Annotated in this window: 13 protein-coding genes; 2 read left to right on the top strand and 11 right to left on the bottom strand. The window is 35.6% G+C overall.

The window, feature by feature from the left end; translation table 11 throughout:
* Window positions 1-51 precede the first annotated feature (51 nt).
* From VIX88_RS10745 to VIX88_RS10730, 4 genes are all read right to left on the bottom strand, one after another.
* Window positions 52-1,689, bottom strand: coding sequence for a hypothetical protein (locus tag VIX88_RS10745; RefSeq protein ID WP_214193867.1), 1,638 nt, complete (start codon window positions 1,687-1,689; stop codon window positions 52-54).
* A gap of 41 nt (window positions 1,690-1,730) precedes the next feature.
* Window positions 1,731-2,609, bottom strand: a complete 879-nt coding sequence (locus VIX88_RS10740) for an IS982-like element ISRa1 family transposase (RefSeq protein ID WP_127919822.1) — start codon at window positions 2,607-2,609, stop codon at window positions 1,731-1,733.
* Between the two features lie 86 nt (window positions 2,610-2,695).
* A complete protein-coding gene (locus tag VIX88_RS10735) occupies window positions 2,696-3,031 on the bottom strand; it encodes a hypothetical protein (protein WP_064970341.1) in 336 nt (111 codons plus the stop codon).
* Window positions 3,032-3,199: 168 nt separating this feature from the next.
* The gene (locus VIX88_RS10730) at window positions 3,200-3,583 is read right to left on the bottom strand and encodes an HU family DNA-binding protein (protein ID WP_214193866.1); all 384 of its coding nucleotides are present in this window, start codon (window positions 3,581-3,583) and stop codon (window positions 3,200-3,202) included.
* 647 nt (window positions 3,584-4,230) lie between these two features.
* On the opposite strand from VIX88_RS10730, the gene mtaB reads away from it, so the two are divergent.
* The gene (gene mtaB, locus VIX88_RS10725; RefSeq protein WP_064970343.1) at window positions 4,231-5,577 is read left to right on the top strand and encodes a tRNA (N(6)-L-threonylcarbamoyladenosine(37)-C(2))-methylthiotransferase MtaB; all 1,347 of its coding nucleotides are present in this window, start codon (window positions 4,231-4,233) and stop codon (window positions 5,575-5,577) included.
* A 53-nt stretch (window positions 5,578-5,630) separates the two neighbouring features.
* Here mtaB and argS read toward each other — a convergent pair whose 3' ends face one another.
* The 3 genes from argS to VIX88_RS10710 all read right to left on the bottom strand — a co-directional run bounded on the left by argS (window position 5,631) and on the right by VIX88_RS10710 (window position 12,009).
* Window positions 5,631-7,394 (bottom strand): arginine--tRNA ligase, encoded by a 1,764-nt coding sequence (gene argS / locus VIX88_RS10720; protein ID WP_064970344.1) that lies wholly within the window; start codon window positions 7,392-7,394, stop codon window positions 5,631-5,633.
* Window positions 7,395-7,478: 84 nt separating this feature from the next.
* Window positions 7,479-9,071: a SusD/RagB family nutrient-binding outer membrane lipoprotein gene (locus VIX88_RS10715; protein ID WP_064970345.1), complete on the bottom strand. Its 1,593-nt coding sequence runs from the start codon at window positions 9,069-9,071 to the stop codon at window positions 7,479-7,481.
* Between the two features lie 13 nt (window positions 9,072-9,084).
* Window positions 9,085-12,009, bottom strand: a complete 2,925-nt coding sequence (locus VIX88_RS10710) for a SusC/RagA family TonB-linked outer membrane protein (RefSeq protein WP_214193865.1) — start codon at window positions 12,007-12,009, stop codon at window positions 9,085-9,087.
* A 133-nt stretch (window positions 12,010-12,142) separates the two neighbouring features.
* On the opposite strand from VIX88_RS10710, the gene VIX88_RS10705 reads away from it, so the two are divergent.
* On the top strand, window positions 12,143-12,727 hold the full coding sequence (locus VIX88_RS10705) for a ribonuclease HII (RefSeq protein ID WP_064970347.1): 585 nt from the start codon (window positions 12,143-12,145) through the stop codon (window positions 12,725-12,727).
* Window positions 12,728-12,830: 103 nt separating this feature from the next.
* Here the strand turns inward: VIX88_RS10705 and yidC are convergent, their stop codons facing one another.
* The 4 genes from yidC to dinB form a co-directional block, all read right to left on the bottom strand.
* Window positions 12,831-14,621, bottom strand: coding sequence for a membrane protein insertase YidC (yidC, locus tag VIX88_RS10700; protein ID WP_064970348.1), 1,791 nt, complete (start codon window positions 14,619-14,621; stop codon window positions 12,831-12,833).
* Window positions 14,622-14,705: 84 nt separating this feature from the next.
* A complete protein-coding gene (locus VIX88_RS10695; protein WP_064970349.1) occupies window positions 14,706-16,322 on the bottom strand; it encodes a CTP synthase in 1,617 nt (538 codons plus the stop codon).
* A gap of 144 nt (window positions 16,323-16,466) precedes the next feature.
* Window positions 16,467-17,498: a recombinase RecA gene (gene recA, locus VIX88_RS10690; RefSeq protein ID WP_109475228.1), complete on the bottom strand. Its 1,032-nt coding sequence runs from the start codon at window positions 17,496-17,498 to the stop codon at window positions 16,467-16,469.
* A 96-nt stretch (window positions 17,499-17,594) separates the two neighbouring features.
* Window positions 17,595-18,677: a DNA polymerase IV gene (dinB, locus tag VIX88_RS10685; protein WP_064970351.1), complete on the bottom strand. Its 1,083-nt coding sequence runs from the start codon at window positions 18,675-18,677 to the stop codon at window positions 17,595-17,597.
* Between the last annotated feature and the right edge of the window lie 24 nt (window positions 18,678-18,701).

Raw genomic sequence — 18,701 nt, 5'->3', positions numbered from 1 at the left:
ATAATAAAATTCCCTCCATTTGGAGGGAATTTTGGTTTTGAACCTATAAAGTTACTTAGCCAATAGGTCTTTTACTAAAGATTTAAGCTCTGTAATTTCTGCTTTGAGTGCTTTTACTTCTTTGTCTTTTTCTAAAAGGTGTAAGTAAAGCTCTTCTATCTTCTCTACATTGGTAAGCTGAGTTGCCATAAGGTCTATATAACCTTGCTTTTTAATTTCTGCGGCGGACTTATATCCTGGCAAATGCCCATTGGTCTTTACAAAATCTTCTACTTGGCTAAGGGTTTTAAAGCTATAGTCTGCCTTGAGACTAGAAGTACCTGTATAATACTTTTGGAATACATAGTCTGGGAAGATAGCGGCATTAGCTCCTATAAAGCCTGTAGCTTTTACATTACCCGCAACTTCTAGTTTTTCGGTTGGAGCTGCAGTTCCAACACCTAGAGAACCTTCTAAAAAATTTATTTTGTTATCTCCTTGTATATAAAAGCCATACTTATTTTTCGCTTGAGTAGGTGCTGATGATGTATAAAAATCATAATAATTATCTATTGATCCTTGTAAATTTATAGCTCCTGTAGATCCAAGATCCGAACGAAATGCCATATAAGCACCAACCGATTGATTAACTTTCTGCGACAACAACCTTGAAACTACTCCCGACAAATTAGTCACGACACCAGTACCTGCTAAAACATTTTCAAACATTCCTCCAAAAACAAAATTGTGAGGGGTAGTGTTTTTAATTTCATTCCTATTAAGCGAAGCTATCATTCCTGTTGACACAGTTGCATCATTCTCAACGATATTAACTGTATGAGTTCCAAAAATACTATTATAAGTTGCATTTGCTCTAGCTGTAGATAGAAAAACCCCTCCTGCCATTCTATTAGTTACATTGGCAGTACCTTCAATTTGACCAGGGTATAGACCTTTCTCTTTACTGTTTGAAGCTTCAGCATATACACCTATAATTTGTTCGGTTGGGTTAGATGTCCATCGAGAAAGACCATAAAAATGACCTCCTTTAATAATATCTGCACTAGCATTATATTGCTGATAACCTGCACCATACACCCCTCTCAATTCTCTTGCGGTAGCACCTACTTCTCCACCAACACTAGCATCTGAATGAACACCTGATATAACATATCCATGTCCAGAAGAATTATTACTTGCTTGAGCAAGAACACCTCTTAACTCATCAATACGCCCTGTTGAACTTCTACCCATTGAAGATGAGAAAAAAACTGCAGATTGACTAAGTATACGGGAAGTTAAATCGTTATTAATCAAACTATATGACGACCCTGTGTAGGATTTTAAATTACTCACTCCATCAGAAGAGGTAGTATGATTCTCTTTCAATATAGAAGTCAATGAATTAAAAACATAACCCCTTCCACCACTATTGTTATAATCAATTCCTAAAGTGTTTAAAGGGAGTATGTCACTACTTTGAAAAACAGAGTTAAGATTATTTCCTCTTGGATTTGCGGATAAAGTAGGCTGCCCGCTATCATTTACAAGTGTAGTCCAATCGACTCCTCCCTGATTAATATAAACCTTGCCATTATCTAATATTTCAAAAATGTTAGAAGGGTTATTACCTTTTGCTTTTTTCGCATAAATAGCATCTATGCCATTATGTATCCACTCTTGGTCTAGGCTTCCTGATGCACTTTTCACCCACTCCGTACCATTGTAATAGTAATAACTCGTTGTGCATTTTAAATAATACTGATTTTTAGATGATTTAATTTTCTTTGGAAGATAAATTTATTGATATATTGAATAACCGTTGCGGCGGTTATTTTACTGATTATCCTTGTTTTAAAGCCTTCAAAAGTTTTAGCATAGTTTCTTTTAATCATAAATTGGTCGCAAAGTTGAGAGAAAAATGTCTCAATTCGTTTTCGCTTTTTCTTGTACAATGAAAATTGAGGAATATAATCTTTCTGATTACTTCTCATTGGTGTATCTAATTTAATATTAGCATAGTTAAATAAATCTATTTGAACTTTTGCTGATAAATAGCCTCTATCTCCAATTAAAGTACAGTTTCGCATTTGCTCACCAATATCTTTTAAATAGTGGATGTCGTGAACGGATGCAGGGCTTATATCAAAATTCTTAATCACACCATTTAAAGAACATACTGCGTGTAGTTTATAGCCATAGAAATATAATTTCTGTGAAGCACAATAACCATATGTTGGTGAAGAATAGGATTGCTCTTTACAAATTTTTGAACGAGTAGAACGAGCGTTTTCACAAACTTTCATTGGCATGCTATCAACGATAAAAATATCTTCAAACTCATTGAACTCCATCGAAATACGTTGTCTAATTTGCTCTGTTTGTAGGGATAGTCTTCGTTTTCGCTTATTGTAAACACTTCTTTCAATTTTGTTTATCAGAGAGTTTGGCAATTTTCTAAATAACTGTAATTCGCTATCAATACTCAAGTATTCAGCAGTAATATTAAGACTTATGACTTCTAAATCGCTCATTTTAGGTGTTCTTCTCTGATAACTAATCAGTTGATTTTCTGAAAAAAGTCCTAAAACTTCCAAAATTCTTTCATATATTTGCTCTATGTTGTTCATTTATATCGTTTTATAGCAAAAACAATATACTGATTTTCAGTCTAATAAACAACTCTTGTTTTTTTCATTTCATAATGCACAACGGGTTAGTAATAACCTTTTTCTGTAATTTTAGCTACTTTAGAGTCTGCACCTGTGTAGGCATTTATAGTCCCATTGACCTTAGTAGCGTCATCTATTACATAGACTAAAGTTCCTTCTACGGGAGCCTCAATACTTGCCACACGAGTTTTACTTAATTTCGGAGCTAAAATACCCTCGTTAGTCTTGGAGTTATCTTGACTGTTAGTAGCACTAGGGTGAACATCTAAAGTAGCTCTAGGTGAGGAGGTATTAACCCCTACTTTTCCACTTTGTCCGTAAGCTGCTAATCCTAAACCTAAAAAGGCAAGTACACTTAATTTTGTAGCTGCTGTTTTCATAAAATTTAATTTTAAAGTTGTTAATAATTTATTTTCTCGTAACCGTTTTTTACTTGATTTCCTTTAGGCTTAAAACCGCAAGCGTCTCGTTTAAATTTGCACGCCTGTGGTTGCCCAACCGCACGCCTGCGGATTTTTTTTTCACGCGTGCGGTTTTATTACCCTCTGCTAGAGCTTTTCGTAGCTTAGCGTTGCCAGCATCTTTTTTAGGTCAGAACCTGGGGTAAATATCACCTTTGCATTTTTAATAGCTGCTGAGGTTACTTCCTCTTCCTTAGCTTTACCCTCGCTACTGATGCTCACTCGCATACTACCCAGTTCGCCTAAACGGATAATCTGCCCTTCGGCTGGAGAAGACTGCATCACATCTACCAAAGCGTAAAACACCGCTCTGATGTCCGCTCCGCTTACTGTTGAAATTTTCTCAATGTCTTTAGTCAGACCTGCTAAAGTTTTTTCGCTGACTACATTGGCAGAGGCATAATATTTTTTCTCGCCTCCACCAGCAACTCCTGGTTGCCCTTTCTGAATGACTTTGTACTTAATTGGCATAAATTCTAGTATTTAATGGTTAATTGTTAATGTTCAATGGTTATCTAAAATCTAATCTCTCATATCTAACCTCTAACCTTAAAAAACGCCTTCCCTCTCTAAACACACACAAAACGAGAGGAAAGGCTAAAGCAGAAAGAAAGCAAAAGCTCCCTTTCTGAACACTAAAAGCACCCAACAAGAACGACCATGTTTTAAGACAAAACAATGGTGCTTTTAGTAGATATTGATGAAAGCTAAAATTAGAATAGTATAAACACGAAAAGCCCCCAACAAAAGTTAGCGGAATAATATTTTGTTTTAACGATAAAAGTCTAAGTAATTTTCTAAATAATCGGACACATACCCACGAAACTACTTGTTGTGTGTGTGTGTATGTGTGTGTGTGTGTTTACACAATTATTTGGAAGTACCAAATTTTTGTGTAGTTTTTTTGCATTTTCTTGTATGTAATTGATATGGTGCAGCATAAATATGAAGCAAACTTATAACCTTTTGTTAAAGTACACAAGTTTTTAGAGAGATTTTATTCTCTAAAAAATTTACCACATCTCAAGTTAAAACCTCTCTACTCTCTTAAAGTATCCCAGCTACGGATAGTTTTTATCTATATAAAAATCACTAAATTTGCAGACTTAATTTTTGTCATGAGTACTAATTCTAAAACAGCGGCTTACCATACTTTAGGCTGTAAACTTAATTTCGCTGAAACTTCCACCATCGCCAGACAACTGTCTGATGCGGGTTACCAGAAAGTAAGCTTTGATGACAGAGCCGATGTCTATGTAATCAATACCTGTTCGGTAACAGAAAATGCCGACCGTGAGTGCAAAATACATGTAAAGCGAGCTATGAAAGCCAACCCCGAAGGATTGGTGGTGATTGTAGGTTGTTACGCTCAGCTAAAGCCCGAAGAAATTTCTAAAATAGAGGGTGTCGATTTGGTATTGGGAGCCAAGGAGAAGTTCAATATTTTAAGCTATTTAGAAGATTTAGAAAAAACTCACAACAAGGGTATCGTTCATTCTTGCGAAATAGAAGAAGCCGATTTTTTCATTGGTTCTTATTCCATAGGAGACCGCACGAGAGCCTTTCTAAAGGTACAAGACGGCTGCGACTATAAGTGTACTTACTGCACCATACCTCTAGCACGAGGTATTTCTAGGTCTGACACTATAGAGAATGTGATTAAAAACGCTCAAGAAATTGCGGCTAAAGACATCAAGGAAATTGTTTTAACAGGAGTAAATATTGGTGATTATGGCAAAGGAGAATTTGGTAATAAGAAACACGAGCATACTTTTCTAGACCTCATCACAGAGTTGGACAAAGTGGAAGGGATTGAACGTATTAGAATTTCGTCTATAGAACCCAACTTATTAAAAAATGAAAGTATAGAACTGGTTGCCCAAAGTAAAAGGTTTGTGCCTCATTTTCATATTCCGTTGCAATCTGGTAGTGATGAGCTCCTCAAAAGAATGAAACGCCGCTACCTCACTAAGCTGTACAGAGATAGAATAGACACCATAAAATCTGTAATGCCTAACGCTGCTATCGGGGTAGATGTAATAGTGGGCTTCCCTGGAGAAACGGAAGAGCGTTTTTTAGAGACCTACCATTTCCTAAATGAGTTGCCTATCTCTTACCTCCACATTTTTACTTATTCTGAAAGGGAGAATACCGAAGCCGTAGCAATGGACGGCGTAGTGCCTATCTCCGAAAGAAAAAAGAGAAACAAAATGCTTAGGATTCTATCCGAGAAGAAAAAGATGGCTTTTTATCAGTCTCAACTTGGAAAAACATTGCCTATCCTTTGGGAACACGAAAATAAAGACGGTATGATGTTCGGTTTTACGGAAAATTATGTAAGGGTAAAGAAACCTTTTGACCAAAGTTCCGTCAATAAAATAGAAACATTAAAGCTCAATAAAATAGAAGCAGACGGTACAGTATCGGTCAGTTCTTCTTTTGAACAGTTTTTAGAGAATGCCTAAAAAACAAAAGCCTCACAAATTTGTGAGGCTTTATTATTAGTTTTAATCCTTATTTACATTCTATTTACCACACCAATGCCTAGTAATTCTAAACCTCTCTTAATGGTTTTCGCAGTAAGAGCAGACAATTTCAAACGCAAGTTTTTAACCGCTGCATCTTCCTGATTAAGGATAGGATTATTCTGATAAAAAGAGTTATACGACTTTACTAAATCATAAATATAATTAGCCAATTGTGCTGGACTAAGCGTCTCTGCCGCCTTAGAAACTACTGTTTTAAAGTTACCCAAATGCGTTATAAGCTCTTTTTCATAAGCATTGATTTCTATATCATCTGCTAAATCCTGTGGTTCATAACCTGCTTTCTCTAACAACGATTGGATTCTCGCATAAGTATATTGGATAAATGGTCCTGTATTACCATTAAAGTCTATACTCTCCTCTGGATTAAACAACATCTTCTTCTTAGGATCCACTTTAAGCATATAGTACTTAAGAGCTCCCTGTCCTACAATCTCGTAAGAACGCTCCTTATCTTCTTCTGGCAAGTGTTCCAGCTTCCCTAGTTCCTGAGCTTTTTCTTTAGCCGTGAGGTACATTTCCTGCATTAAATCGTCTGCATCTACCACTGTTCCCTCTCTTGATTTCATCTTTCCATGTGGCAATTCCACCATTCCATAAGAAAGGTGGTACAGATGCTCTGCCCAATCGTAGCCTAGTTTTTTCAAGATTTTAAATAGCACTTGGAAGTGATAGTCTTGCTCGTTTCCTACGGTGTAAATCAGTTTTTGTATATCGTTTTGTTTGAAGCGTTCCACCGCTGTTCCTAAATCCTGCGTCATATACACAGAAGTACCGTCACTACGCAATAATAGCTTTTGGTCTAAACCTTCGTCAGATAAATCACACCATACTGAGCCGTCCTCTTTCTGATACAGTACTCCTTTAGCAAGTCCTTCTTGTATCAAATCTTTTCCTAATATATAGGTATTACTCTCATATTGGATTTGGTCAAAATCAACGCCTAATCTTTTATATGTTTCTCCAAAACCATCGTAAACCCATTGGTTCATCTTCTGCCACAACTCACGCACCTGAGGATTTTCTTGCTCCCAATCTAGAAGCATCTTTTGTGCTTCCACAAAAATTGGAGCTTGCTTTTTAGCTTCGTCTTCTCCTAAGCCATCTTCTACAAGATGTTGGATTTCTTTCTTGTATTCTTGGTCAAATTTAACATAGTAATTCCCTACTAGTTTATCTCCTTTCAATCCTGAATCAGCAGGAGTCTCGCCATTACCAAACTTTTCCCACGCCAACATAGACTTACAAATATGGATTCCTCTATCATTAACAATTTGAGTTTTGATAACTTCATATCCTGCTTCTTTCAATATTTGAGCGACTGAATAACCCAAAAGAATATTTCTAATATGCCCTAAATGGAGTGGTTTATTAGTATTAGGGGAAGAATACTCCACCATTACCGTTTGGTTCTTCGATGTAACTGTTCCAAAGTTTCGCTCTTCTGCTTTAAAACTTTCTATGAAATATTTATTTTTGACTTTAAGATTAAGAAAACCTTTAACTACATTAAAGCCTTCTACAAAATCACTAGAATTTATTAAAGCCTCGCCTATCTCTTGCCCTAATGCATCTGGGCTCTTCTTAAGCTGTTTAACCAAAGGAAATATCACTACCGTAAAATCTCCCTCAAAATCTGTTTTATTTTCTTGTACTTCCAAAGTTATATTTTGGAGCCCATATACAGACTCTACAACTTGAGCAATACTTTCTTTTATATATTCTTTAATATCCATTACTTGTTTGTTTTAACTCTGCAAATATACACAAATAAAAAACCACCCCGAAAGGTGGTTTTTATGAATGTGAAAAGAACTTATTTAGTTTTTATCCCAAATTAGCTTAGTATCCATTTTATCTCCACCTATTGCAGTAGAGGCCGCTTTATAATTCTCTGTATTTAGAGTTTGAGGCTGTGCTGGATAGTATAACCTCGCTGGCAAGTCCGTAAGTCCAGGTACTAGAGAATTAAAAGTATAAGATGTATAAGTAGTTTCTACACCATTTACTTTCGTTTTATATGGAGCATTTAGAGCATGAGATTCGCCTACTTTTAGAAGAGTGTCAGGGTATCCTGTTCTTCTATATTCACTCCAAGCTTCTTGTGGCTGCATATATAGAGCTATATACTTTTGGTTCAACACATTAGCTTTATTTGCAACTGGTAAAGATGCCACGAACGCAGTAGATTTAGCTGAAGTAACTCCCCACTTATCCATAGAAGCTTTCACTCCTTTTTTATACCAATCATTATCCCAGCCATTTACTTCTGAAAGAATGAAACAAACTTCTGAATATTCCATAAGCATTTCTGTATAATCCGCCTTTAGAACATTAGAGCTAAAAAACGATGAAGAACTTCTCTGAGAAGCAGTCCAACCGTTTGCTGGGAGTCCGTATGGCATACCTTTATAAAGACTTAAATCATCAGATTCTGCATAAGAGTTAGCACCTACCGCCTCAATTCTCACATTGTTTGGAGCAGCGTATTTTTGTAATCTCGGGTCTAAACCAAAATTTCCTCTTTCTCCTTTTAGTAATTCTACAAAGGTATTTGACACACCAAAATCAGCCCTATTATCCACAAAAAAAGCACTATACATAGGCGAAGGATTAGTTTTATTGTTCTCGTACTTCAAACCTACGCTATCGTCATTAGATTCCATTACTCCACTTGCGATTGCATCCCTAATATGTCCATCTGCACCTGATACCACTCCTTTTACTCTATTAGCAATTCTTAACCTTAATGAATTTGCAAATTTTTTCATTTTTTCTGGTGAACCAAATAATACATCTCCTTGATTGAATACAGGGTTGTTAAGATCAATCATTTCTGATGCTTCTTTTAATTCCTTTAGAATATCAGCATAGATTTTCTCTTGTGATGCAAATTTTGGTGTTACATTATTTATATCTAAAGCCTGAAAATCTGTATCTTTATTCCCATAAGAATAATAAGGGACATCACCAAAACGATCCACCAAATTAGAGAATACATAGGATAGCATAATCCTTGCAGCTGCTATTTGGTTTTTATTAGAACCATATTGGGACATTTCGTCCTTAGTTTTAGGATCTTCATTTAAGGTAATGATGTTTTTGTAATCCTGAGCCGTTAAGTAGAATGTATTCCAGAAAGCATCTCCACTAGTAAGACGATATTGAAATTTATCTTCTTCCGTATAGTTTCTTTGAGCAGAATATTGTACCCAAGGTAGAGCTACTCTTCCTGATGGAAAACCACCTCTCATTCCATCCATTAGTTCCTTATTTGCACTATTAAATAGAGCATAAGATAGAGAAGACTGCGGACTGTTAGGACTTGTATTAATTGCTTCAAAATCCTGTCTACAGCTATTTGTAATAGGTATTACTGAAAGCGTAATGATCGCTAAAATTATCTTTTTCATTTTTTGTTCTTAATTAAAATTTAACTTGTAAATTAACACCATAAGTTCTCGTAGATGGTAGGGAACCTCCTTCTATACCTTGTACATTACCACTACCATAAGAAGCCATCTCTGGATCCATACCTTTCCAATCTAAGCCCCAAGCGAATAGATTTCTTGCAAAAGCTCCAACAGTAACTCCTTTAAATGGACCAATAACATTTTTAGGAAGATCATAGGAAAGAGTAACATCTCTGAGCTTAATATAACTAGCATCAAATACGTTCTGTGCATCTACCGTATTATAGAATGCCTTTGCATAAGTCTCAGCTGTTACATTCTTAGTATTTACAGAGCCATCTTCCAAGACACCCTTAAGAACTATTCCGTTTTCTCTAATTCCATTAGCAGCAGATTCTTCTAACATACCAGAATACATTCCCCACATATGGGAAGTAGAAAAATACTTACCTCCTTTTTGAATATCAACTAAGAAAGATAGATTAAAGTTCTTATATCTGAAATTGTTTCTGAACCCCATATTGTAATCTGGAATTACAGATCCTAAAGATTTTATATTAGATTCTTTATAAAGACCATCAGCTCTGATAATTTTGTTTCCGTTGGCATCGTAGGTATAGTCTGTTCCCCAAATTTGTCCAAAAGTTTCTCCTACTACAGCATACAACTTAGCTCTAAACGGAGCAGTTGTAATCTGGTAATTCTTAACATCTTCATATAGACTTAGTAATTTGTTGTTGTTTTTAGCAAAATTCCAAGTTATATCCCAAGAGAAGTTACTACTCTTTATAGGGGTAACTGTAACACTTGCTTCTATACCTTTATTCTGCATTCTACCACCATTGATGAATTTATAAGCAAAACCTGTTGCTGGATCTACTGCCAACGGGGTAATGAGATCGTCTGTAATAGCATCATAAAGCGTCACATCAAATCCTATTCTATTTTTCAATAATCTCATTTCAATCCCTACTTCTTTTGTAACTTTTACCTCTGGTTTTAAGTTAGGATCATTAAATGTATTCGGATTAGAATATCTCGGACTACCTTGGAAGGTAGTTCTTACATCAGCATAAGTTTCTAATCTATAAGGGTCTGTATCATTTCCTGCTTTTGCCCAACCCGCTCTTATTTTACCATAAGATAACCAGCTTGATTTAAACAATGAAGAGAACACGAAACTTCCTGTTATAGATGGATAGAATACGGGAGCTTTAGTAGTAGAGAACCAGTCATTTCTACCAGTAGCTTCCACGAAAAGCATATCTTTAAACCCTAATGAAACTAATCCAAATACACTATTAGTTCTTCTCCAAGATTCATAATTATTAGCTCTCGGTACTTCAACACTATTAGCCAAAGAATAATAATTCGCCTGAACTAATCCACCTACAGTAGTTCCAGAAACAGAGTTATATCTTGCATTTCTTCTTGATGCTCCAATAAAAGAATTTAAACTAAAATCAGAAGCAAATTTTGTATCAAAATGTAATCTTCCCTCATAAATATAGTCTGAAAGCGTTCTTTGTATATCAGAGAAAAAAGGTTCCTCTTTTGAACCAACAGCTACTCTATCTGTTACTCTAAGTGTATACATATCCCCATATGCCTTACCTACAAAATATAATTTATCCGTAATATTGTAAGTAAGCCCCACGTTTCCAAAGAAACGATGACGCTTATCGGTAGAGATATTTTCATTTATAATCCAATAAGGGTTATCAGAATACTCAGGTCTAGCATTATCCCAAGAGGATCTATTCCAGCTTCTTTGGGTACCATTAGCTAATTTATAATCTCTTAACTTAGACATATCAAGCTGACGTTGCCCCCATTGGAAGAACTTTTGTCCTACGGAATTACCGCTATATCCTTGTTCTGGTCTATTATATCCTTCTGTTAGTACATAATTCAAACCACCATCTACTTTTAAATCATCAGATAGTTTGGAATTAAAATTAAAACTAAGATTATTTTTCTTCAATTCAGAATTAGGAACTATCCCTTCCGTTTTGTTATTAGAATAAGATAATCTAACATTAGTATCGCTAAAGGATTTTGATACGGAAAAGGAATTAGAGTAAGTCACCCCTGTTTTAAAGAATGAATCTACATCATGTTTAGGAGAAACCCAAGGTACTAATTTTAGGTAATCACTCTTAAATTCTGGGTCAAACGCATACCAAGGCAAATACATTAAGTTTGCATCATATTTTGGCCCCCAGCTTTCATCAGTAGCGTAGTCTGCAATATTGTAATCTACACCATTGATATTTACCTTTTCAAAAGTATCCGAAGATCCTCCACCATAAAGTTTTTGGAGATTAGGGTACAGATAAATTTTCTCAACAGAAATACCAGTTTTGAAATTAAGTTCTGTTCTTCCTCTTTTTGCGGATTTCGTAGTATACAAAATAACCCCATTACCCCCTCTATTTCCATACAAGGCAGCTGCAGGTCCACCTTTTAGAACAGTTACACTTTCTATATCATCAGGGTTGATATCTGCAGTAGCATCACCATAGTCTCTCCCTCCAGCACCTCTCTGCGCGTTAGAGCTATTGTAATTTCCATTATCTAAAGGAACACCATCTACCACAATTAAAGGTCTATTATCTCCTGTTACAGAACCAGCTCCTCTTACCAAAATTCTAGAAGAACCTCCCATAGAAGAAGGTGCTGTTACTTGTACCCCTGCTACATTTCCAGATAATGCACTTAAAGCATTCTGTTGATTTGCACTAGAAATCACATCGCCTTTTACTTCTTGAGCCGCGTAGCCTATAGCTTTTTTCTCTCTTTTAATCCCCAGAGCAGTCATTACCACTCCTTCAATTTCGGTAGTTTTAGCAGAGTCTTTCTTTACCTTCTGTGCATCTACTGTTACAAAAGATGAAGTAAGAACTACAGCTAAAACGCTTGTTGTTAATTTCTTCATATCAAAATAAATTTTTCACTGAACAATTTTATAACATTATCTTAACATACACAATAAGTAAGTTAAAATTTCTTAAAAAAAAGTTTAATTTTGTATAATCAACAATTACATATTTTACATTTAATTAAATTTTATGAAATTAGCAAAAAAATGGACTAAAAATTATATAGAAGCGGGCTGCGATGAAGCTGGGAGAGGATGTCTATGTGGTCCTGTGGTTGCAGCAGCTGTTATTTTAGATGAAAATTTTGAGCAAAACCTCATCAATGACTCCAAAAAACTTAGTTTTAAAACAAGAAATGAACTTGATTTGTATATTAAAAATAATGCTTTAGATTACGCTATAGCAGAACTCTCTCCTGCTTTTATTGATGAACATAATATTCTAAATGCAAGTATACACGCTATGCATCTTGCTTTGGACAAACTAGCCATTCGCCCAGAACTTATTTTAGTAGATGGCAATAGGTTTAAACCCTATCCTTTTACACCACACGAGTGTATTATAAAAGGGGATTCTAAGGTTTTATCTATTGCTGCAGCTTCTATTTTAGCCAAAAATTATAGAGATCATATTATGATTAAACTCCATGAAGAGTATCCTGAATATGGCTGGAATAAGAACTTTGGCTATGCTACTAAACAACACCGAGAGGCGCTTAATAAACTAGGTCCTACCATATATCACCGAAAATCTTTCAGATTAGACTATAATTAAACATATGATAAAAATCATATTTTTTATTTAACAATTTGTTAACAAAAAAATAACCTCAAAATCGATGATTTTGAGGTTATTTATACTATTTCTAAATTTACTTTTACTTGCGTTTAGCTCTCTGTTGCTCCTGCAATCTTTGTTGTTCTTGAGCTTTTTCCATCATTTCACGCATCCTTTTTTGGAACTTTCCTTCCTTTTTAGGCTTCGCTTTGTTGGCTTGAATCTGTGCATGGATTGTTTTTTCATCTAAAATCCAGTACTTAATCACTAGGATAATGATAATATTGATACCATTAGACACAAAGTAATACCAAGATAATCCTGATGCCGCAGAGTTCAAGAAGAATAAGAACATTACTGGGAAAATATACATCAAAGGCTTCATATTAGGCATACCTTCCTGCGTTGGTTGTTGCATATTACCTGCCGTCATCACTGTATATATCAATAATACTGCTGTACAAGCCAAAGCAAAAATACTAATATGCTCTCCCAAAAATGGAATATGGAATGGCAACTTTATTAAATCATCATAAGCTGTTAAATCGGTTGCAAACCAAAAGCCTTTCCCTCTTAAATCTAACATATTAGGGAAGAAACGGAATAGTGCATAGAATATAGGAATTTGTAACAATGCTGGTAAACACCCTGCTAACTGATTAACACCAGCCTTTCTATACACCTCCATCACTGCTTGTTGCTTCTTCATTGGATCGGCGTCTTTGAGTTTGGCATTTACTTCCTCTATTTCAGGACGAATCACTTTCATCATTGCACTCAACTTATGTTGTTTGTACATAATTGGAGAAAGTACCACTTTAACCAAAATCGTCATTAGGAAAATTACCCAACCAGCAGCTATTCCCCAAGATGAAATCATATTATACATCGGGATAAATATCCAACGGTTCATTGTTCCTATAAAAGACCACCCCAGCGGAATAATTTCATCAAAGTTCTTATCAAAAGTCTTTAATAATTTTAAATCCAACGGCAAAAAGTACCACGAAAAACTTTGATTAAATTCTCCTCCTGTAATTTCCAACTCTCCGTTGAAATCAAATTTCTTAAGATATTCCCCTTCCTCAATCATATCCTGATGTCCTGTGGAGTTTTTAAACCCGTTTTTGGCTTCTATAATAGGTGTAAAAAACTGCTGTTTAACCGCTAACCAATTTAAAACTTCTTTGGTTTCGTCCATAGAAGTTCTAGCATCATAGTCAGTGCTTTTATAGTTATTAAAAGCATAAACAAATTCTGTATGCTGTTGCTCCTGAGCTCTACCTTTTTCCTGTTCTTTAGGTGTGTAATTCCAAACAAAACTTGCTTTACCTCCAGAAACGATAGACGACAACCCTTTAGTCGCCACTTGAAAATCAACCTGATAATCTTTTAAAGTATAAATAAACTGTACAACAGCACCACCGTTTAAAGCACTCGTCATAGTTACTGTATTCCCATTAACTTGAGGCGTAAACACCAAATCTTTGGTATTAATTTCTTTGCCTGATTTATCTTTAAATTTAAAACCATACGAAGAATTATTACGCTCTATAAGATATAATGGCAAGTCATTTTGGTTAGTTTTCTTATTGTAAGCTTTATAATTATTCATCAATAGAGAGGAAATCTGACCTCCAAGTCCACTAAACTCTACCGAGATTTTATCATTTTTAAGACTTACTTTTTGTATTTCGTTAGCTTTAACAGGAAGATTGGTTGCTTTTACAATATTATTAGTAGCTCCCGCCTTCTGCTCTGTGGCAACCTGTTGTTGCTCCTGCTCAGTCTGTTGCTTTTGAAAGTATAGCATTACTCCTAATAAAAATAGAGTAAATACCACAAAACCAATTAACTGATTTTTGTCTAATCCATTATTCTGTTGCATCATCAATAAATATATTTTTCAGTTAGAAATTTTACTAAAGGAATGTTCCTTTTTTTCAGACTGCGAATTTAAGTTTTTTTAATTTAATTACTTCCCTTTATGTTCAACCGCGGCTTTTACCAAAGCTTTAAACAATGGGTGCGGTGTTGCTACAGTACTCTTATACTCTGGGTGATACTGCACTCCAACATAGAACGGATGCCCGTTAAGTTCTAATGCTTCCACTAAGCCTGTATCTGGATTGAATCCTGTAGGAACTAGACCTTTGTCTTCATAGTCTTTTTTAAATTCACTATTGAACTCATAACGATGACGATGACGCTCTGAAATGTTTTTGCTATCATAAATCTCCGCCAATTTATAACCTGATTTAAGTGTACATTTCCAAGCTCCAAGTCTCATCGTACCACCTTTTTCCACTACATTCTTTTGTTCTTCCATTAGGGAAATCACAGGGTAAGCCGTAGTAGTATCAAACTCCATAGAGTTAGCCTTTTCGTAGCCCAGTACATTTCTAGCAAATTCAATCGTCATAATCTGCATTCCTAAACAAATTCCTAGAAGAGGAATTTTATGTTCTCTTGCATATTGGGCTGCAAGAATTTTACCTTCTATACCTCTATCTCCAAACCCAGGAGCTATCAGCATAGCATCTACCCCTTTAAGGATTTCTGAAACCTCTCCTTCCTCTAAATCTCCACTGTATACCCAACGGATATTAACTTCCGTCTCCAAATCTGCTCCAGCGTGTATAAATGCTTCCGCTATAGATTTATAAGAATCTTGTAAAGACACATACTTACCTACTAATGCTATCTCTACTGATTTTTTAGGATTTTTATATTTCTTTAAAAATGTTTTCCAACTTTTTAAATCAGCCTCAGTATCGTTTTTAAGGTCTAGAGCTTTTAGAACCACCTCATCAAATTTTTGTTTCTGTAGTTCTATTGGAACTTGATAGATGGTTTCAGCATCCATACACTCTATCACATTATCGCTAGGCACATTACAAAATTGAGCTAGCTTAGCACGAACATCTTTCGGGATTTTATGCTCCGAACGACATACCAGCACATCTGCCTGAATACCACTTTCCATAAGCTGTCTCACGGAATGTTGGGAAGGTTTAGTTTTAAGTTCACCACTCGCTGCTAAATAAGGCAAAAGCGTTAAATGGATTACCATTGAATTATGTTCTCCTAACTCCCACTTGAGCTGTCTTACAGACTCTATGTAGGGCAAAGACTCTATATCTCCCACAGTACCACCTATTTCGGTGATAATAATATCGTAGTTCTTTTGAGCAAGGATTTTAATTCTGCGTTTAATTTCATTGGTAATATGCGGAATTACTTGCACTGTTTTGCCCAAGAAATCTCCCTTTCTCTCTTTCTCTATAACGGTTTGGTAAATACGTCCCGTAGTTACATTGTTATTTTGAGAAGTTGGTGCGTCCAAAAATCTCTCATAATGTCCCAAATCTAAATCGGTTTCTGCACCATCTTCGGTTACATAGCACTCGCCGTGTTCATAAGGGTTAAGAGTACCTGGATCTATATTGATGTAAGGGTCTAACTTTTGAATAGTTACTTTAAAGCCTCTGGATTTTAGTAATAAGCCTAGTGATGCAGATATAATGCCCTTTCCTAGTGAAGATGTAACACCTCCTGTAACAAAGATGTATTTAGTATTTTTTTTACTCATTAGTTTAGGTTTGTGCAAAGTTATAATAAATGAACGATGTGGACAATCTTAATGAAAGATTTATCCTAAATAAAGTCCTCATCAAACATAAAAAAACTCCGATGATTTTACTACCGGAGTTTTTAGCTTTATTTTAATTTAATACTACTTAGCTTGTAATTTTTCTCTGATTTTTGCTTCTAGCTCTTCTGCAAGTTCAGGATTATCCTTAATGAGGTCTTTCACCGTATCACGCCCCTGCCCTAGCTTTGTATCCTGATAACTGAACCAAGAACCACTCTTTTGGATAATATCTAAATCTGTAGCCACATCTAAAATCTCACCAACTTTAGACACACCTTCCCCATACATAATATCAAACTCAGCACTCTTAAATGGTGGAGCTACTTTGTTTTTAACCACTTTTACTTTAGTTCGGTTTCCTATAACTTCGCCAGATTTGTCTTTAATTTTACCTGTATCACTCAACGAACGTCTGATATCTATCCTTACCGAAGCATAGAATTTAAGAGCGTTACCTCCCGTTGTTGTTTCAAGACTACCAAACATTACTCCAATTTTATCTCTCAACTGGTTGATGAAAATTACAGTACATTTTGTTTTAGAAATAGAAGAAGTTAATTTTCTAAGTGCTTGAGACATTAGTCTTGCGTGAAGCCCCATTTTAGAATCCCCCATATCTCCATCAATCTCTGCTTTAGGCGTAAGTGCTGCCACAGAGTCTACCACCACAATATCCACACCTCCAGAACGGATAAGGCTATCTGCAATTTCTAACGCCTGCTCTCCATTATCTGGTTGAGACACAATAAGCTCTTCTAGATTGATGCCTAATTTTTCGGCATAGTGCATATCAAAAGCATGTTCTGCATCTATAAATGCTGCTGTTCCCCCTGCTTTTTGAGCTTCCGCAATTGCGTGAAGCGTTAATGTAGTTTTACCAGAAGATTCTGGACCGTAGATTTCTACTATTCTCCCCTTAGGATAACCGCCTACCCCTAAAGCTAAATCTAGCCCTAAAGAACCTGACGGAATCACCTCTATATTATGGTCTACCGTACCATCACCTAGTTTCATAACGGTACCTTTACCGTAGGTTTTATCTAGTTTTTCTAATACGGCTGCTAATGCCTTCTTTTTATCATCGTTAGGACTTGTTGTTTCAGTCTTTGCCATTGTTAATATAATTTACCCCAAAAATACAAAAAAGAATTAGACTACAATAATATCTTATTCATCACCTCTTCTAATCAATATAAACAATCAACTGAATTACAAATCATTAAATGGAATTTTGAGTTGCACATAAACTTTTTTCTGAGACGGCGTATTCAAACTAGACAAGGATAACCCTAAAAGCCGAATCGCTTTATCATAAGGACGAAGACTCCACAAAAAGCGAGCAATTTGGTATATTTCTTCCTCTGTTTCAAAATACAAATCTTGAGTTTTGGAACGCGTAAAAAGTGAAAAATCTTTATACTTTATTTTAAGAGTCAATGATTTACCTTTAACTTTCTTTTTCTCTATCCTTCTGTATAATTCTTGGGCTAATCTCATCAATTGCTTATCTATATCCTTCTCGGTATCAATATCGTCTGCATAAGTATGTTCTACCCCTACACTTTTGGCAATCCTATGAGGTTTAACTTCGCTTCTATGTACACCCCTGACAATATCATAATAACGCCCTCCCATTTTTCCAAAGTGAGTTACCAAATATTCTAGAGATTTTTCTTTTAAATCTTTGCCTTTGTAAATTCCTAGTTGGTACATTTTGTTTGCCGTTACATTTCCTATCCCATAAAACCGTTCTATGGGAAGATTTTCTAAGAAGGAAAGCACTTTAGTTGGGTGAATTGTTTTCTGTCCGTTAGGTTTATTGATGTCGGAGGCTACCTTAGCCAAAAATTTATTTACCGAAATCCCCGCCGAGGCTGTAAGTCCAGTAGTTTCAAATATCTTTCGTCTTATTTCTTTAGCTATTAGATTAGCCGAATCTATGCCCTTTTTGTTATGGGTGACATCTAAATATGCCTCGTCTAGTGAAAGAGGCTCTACCAAATCGGTATATTCAAAAAAGATGGCTCTTATTTGTTCAGAAATTTCTTTATACCTATGAAATCTAGGTTTAACAAAAATTATCTGTGGGCATTTTTTCTTTGCTACAACACTAGACATCGCTGACCTCACACCGTATTTTCTCGCTTCGTAACTTGCAGCCGCCACAACTCCTCTATGCCCTCCTCCTACCACCACTGGTTTCCCTTCAAGCTCAGGGAAATCTCGTTGCTCCACCGAGGCATAGAAAGCGTCCATATCTATATGTATGATTTTTCTGTAAAACTGCTCCACAGAACAAATATAATAGATAACCTC

This window comes from Riemerella anatipestifer (assembly GCF_035666175.1).
In the GTDB taxonomy this organism is placed as follows: domain Bacteria; phylum Bacteroidota; class Bacteroidia; order Flavobacteriales; family Weeksellaceae; genus Riemerella; species Riemerella anatipestifer_D.
This window is presented reverse-complemented; position numbering and strand designations above follow the sequence as displayed.

What these genes read in the sequence shown, in the direction of transcription:
- VIX88_RS10740 (WP_127919822.1), bottom strand. Translation starts at nt 2,609, where the DNA reads ATGAACAACATAGAGCAAATATATGAAAGAATTTTGGAAGTTTTAGGA.
- VIX88_RS10735 (WP_064970341.1), bottom strand. Translation starts at nt 3,031, where the DNA reads ATGAAAACAGCAGCTACAAAATTAAGTGTACTTGCCTTTTTAGGTTTA.
- VIX88_RS10730 (WP_214193866.1), bottom strand. Translation starts at nt 3,583, where the DNA reads ATGCCAATTAAGTACAAAGTCATTCAGAAAGGGCAACCAGGAGTTGCT.
- mtaB (WP_064970343.1), top strand. Translation starts at nt 4,231, where the DNA reads ATGAGTACTAATTCTAAAACAGCGGCTTACCATACTTTAGGCTGTAAA.
- argS (WP_064970344.1), bottom strand. Translation starts at nt 7,394, where the DNA reads ATGGATATTAAAGAATATATAAAAGAAAGTATTGCTCAAGTTGTAGAG.
- VIX88_RS10715 (WP_064970345.1), bottom strand. Translation starts at nt 9,071, where the DNA reads ATGAAAAAGATAATTTTAGCGATCATTACGCTTTCAGTAATACCTATT.
- VIX88_RS10710 (WP_214193865.1), bottom strand. Translation starts at nt 12,009, where the DNA reads ATGAAGAAATTAACAACAAGCGTTTTAGCTGTAGTTCTTACTTCATCT.
- VIX88_RS10705 (WP_064970347.1), top strand. Translation starts at nt 12,143, where the DNA reads ATGAAATTAGCAAAAAAATGGACTAAAAATTATATAGAAGCGGGCTGC.
- yidC (WP_064970348.1), bottom strand. Translation starts at nt 14,621, where the DNA reads ATGATGCAACAGAATAATGGATTAGACAAAAATCAGTTAATTGGTTTT.
- VIX88_RS10695 (WP_064970349.1), bottom strand. Translation starts at nt 16,322, where the DNA reads ATGAGTAAAAAAAATACTAAATACATCTTTGTTACAGGAGGTGTTACA.
- recA (WP_109475228.1), bottom strand. Translation starts at nt 17,498, where the DNA reads ATGGCAAAGACTGAAACAACAAGTCCTAACGATGATAAAAAGAAGGCA.